Source organism: Nocardia sp. NPDC004711 (genome assembly GCF_053601595.1).
Map to the genome: position 1 here is coordinate 1 of NZ_JBSGCB010000156.1, position 2972 is coordinate 2972.

Here is a 2972-nt window from a genome sequence, read left to right on the forward strand (position 1 = left end):
CGTTCGATCTGCTCACAGCAGCGGATAACAAGAACTTGCCGTATACCGACGCTTCGCGCACCGTCGCGGTCGCTTCGACCAGCAAAACACCAACCGGGGCGATGGTCTACGACTCGACTGTCAGCTATCCCGAGCAGCAGGACCTGGTCTCGCGTATCGATGTGTCCTGTCGCGAACTCTTCAGTTTCGACGCTCTCGCCGCCGCCGATGCCCTGTTCGGTACAACGGCGCCAGCGAACTTCCTGCTCGTCGGTGCCGCCTACCAGCTTGGAGCGTTACCTGTCCCAAGCGCGGAAATCGAAGAAGCAATCCGCGTCAATGGCGTCGCCGTCGAAGCCAACCTGGCGGCATTCCGATGGGGCCGTGCCGCCGTCGCCAACCCAGATGCCTTCGACGCCGCGGTCGCCGCATCAACCCCCGTGCCCGCACGAACCATTCCGACCTTGCCGACGAAGCTCCTGCAGAACCTCACGATCAGCGGACCCCTCCGCGAGCAGGTCGCACGCCGCGCCGCAGAACTCACCGCGTATCAAAACTGCGCGACCGCAGCAGATTATCTGGCCGTCGTCGAAGAGGTATGGAACGCCGAACGTCTACTCGGTGATCGAACCGAGTTCAGTACGGCCGTCGTCGACGAACTGTTCAAACTGACCGCCTACAAGGACGAGTACGAAGTCGCTCGCCTGCTCACCGACCCCGCGTTCACTGCTGCTGTCGCAGCCCAATTCGCAGGTGCGGCCAATATGACCTATCGGCTCCACCCCCCTGCCCTGCAGTCGCTGGGCCGCAAGAAGAAGATCGGGTTCGGGCCCCGCACTCATATCGCGTTGCGGCTGCTCGCGAAGGCTAAACCTCTCCGCGGCACCATCTTCGATCCCTTCGGTTACACCGCAATGCGCCGCTCAGAGCGTGTCCTTGTCGAGCATTACCGGACGATGGTTCTCGATGCCGCGGCTTCGCTGACCACCAACACCTATGACACCGCTACAGCCCTGGCTCAGGCAGCAGATCTTGTGCGCGGCTACGAATCGGTGAAACTCGCCAACATCGAGCGTTACTGCCAGCGCCTGCGTGAACTCAGCTACCAGCCCCCGCGCCTTCGGCTATGAGACCGTTCCCGGCCTGGAAAGCCCTCCCACGCAACATTCATCCACACGAGAGGTGATGGCCGATGGGTCGCCGGTCACAGGCAACGAAGCCGAACAGAACAAAGGCACGGATTGCGGCGTTTCCGCGTGCAGAGCTGAAACCGGAGTTGTCGCAATCAAGGAGGTTGATCACCTATGCCGCCGGCCAGGCGGCGCGGTTCCTCGGCCACGAGATCACAGCCCAGCACTGTGATACGCAGATCACCATAAACGGCCGGCGTCAACGCAGCGATCGGGGCTGAAGATGCCAAAGACCGTCATCCGGCAGCGGTACGCGCGCTACATCATGTCCTGTGGGACCGCACCGTCCGTAGCGACCTCGCTCGACGGATAAGGTCGCTTCGTCGGCAACGAACGGGACAGGACCGAGTCGCGACGGACTTGACCTCGCCGACGGAACTTTGACATCCCTGGCAGATCTCGGCATCGAAGTCATCCGCACCCTTACCATGCCTAAGAACTCCTAACAGAATGGGGCTAGTGGGGGGAATGATGCTGGGCTGGTTGGTGTTCCCTCTGTGTTGCTTGTGAGTGGAGGTGCGCGACGGCGCAACGTAGGCCCTGGGAGATCGATGATGGGTTGTGGGCGCGGATCGCACCCCTGCTGCCGGTGGTCCCCCGCAAGACACAACATCCCGGCCGCAAGCGCCTCGACGACCGAAAAGTCTTGTGCGGCATCTTGTTCGTGCTCTACACCGGCATTCCGTGGGAGTTCCTGCCCCAGGAGCTGGGATACGGGTCGGGCATGACCTGCTGGCGGCGGCTGCGGGACTGGCACGCGGCCGGGGTCTGGCAGCGGCTGCACGAAACACTGCTGGCCGAGTTGAACGCCGCGGGGGCGTTGGATTGGTCGAGGGCGGTGGTCGACGGCTCCCACATTCGAGCGCTCAAAGGCGGCCCAAAACCGGACCGAGCCCGGTCGACCGTGCCCGAACAGGCTCGAAACACCATCTGATCACCGAAGGGCACGGCATCCCGCTGGCGGTCACGTTGACCGGCGGCAACCGCAACGACGTCACCGAGCTCATGGCTTTGATCGAGGCGATCCCGTCGGTCCGCGGCCGACGCGGGCGTCCTCGCCGACGCCCGGACACCCTCTACGCCGACCGCGGTTACGACCACGACAAGTACCGCAAGCTGGTGCGTGACAAGGGAATAACTCCGTTCATTGCCCGCCGTGGTATCGAACACGGCTCCGGGCTGGGGGTGCACCGCTGGGTGGTCGAACAGTCTTTTGCGCTGCTGCACTGGTTCCGACGACTGCGTATCCGCTGGGAGATCCGCGACGACATCCACGAAGCCTTCCTCAGCCTGGCCTGCGGCATCATCTGCTGGCGCCGACTGAACAACCTCTCACTTTGTTAGGAGTTCTAAGTGATCTTCATCTTCGCGGTTGACGGCCCGTGGTTCGGTCCGCCTGATGGACCGAACCACGGAATCCCGTCAGCATCGGCCCCGACACCGGCGCTGCCTGCTCATCGCTGCGGGTGACAGCCCGGACCGGTTGCATTCGGAGGCGGTGTTCGCGCATACGTGCGCTGCCGTACCAATTCCCGCCAGCTCAGGCAAGACGACGCGCCACCGCCTAATCCCGGTGGAAACCGAGAAGCCAACCGCGCCTTGCATGTGCTGGCGATCAACCGGCTCGGCAACGACCCGCGCGCCCGCTCCTACGCCGCCCGGCGGCATACCGAAGGCAAGAGCAAGAAAGAGATCATCAGATGTCTTAGCTTAGCTTGTTCTTTATCCTCTGGACGAGACTGATTGGCTTGCTTGAGGATTCGCCGGACAGGTAGGCGGCCTTCGCCTGATCATGTGCTCCGA

The 2972-nt window shown here is 63.0% G+C and carries 2 protein-coding genes; both read left to right on the plus strand.

Annotated elements, in window-relative coordinates; all coding sequences use genetic code 11:
• Positions 1–1109 (plus strand): DUF6537 domain-containing protein (locus tag ACWEKS_RS49005; RefSeq protein ID WP_452346556.1); only part of this gene is annotated, 1109 nt, incomplete at its 5' end.
• Between the two features lie 607 nt (positions 1110–1716).
• Positions 1717–2513 (plus strand): IS5 family transposase gene (locus ACWEKS_RS49010; RefSeq protein ID WP_452346557.1). Its coding sequence is split into 2 segments (ribosomal slippage): positions 1717–2047 and positions 2047–2513, totalling 798 coding nucleotides; the frame shifts between segments, so codons are not numbered across the junction.
• The last annotated feature ends 459 nt before the right edge of the window (positions 2514–2972 follow it).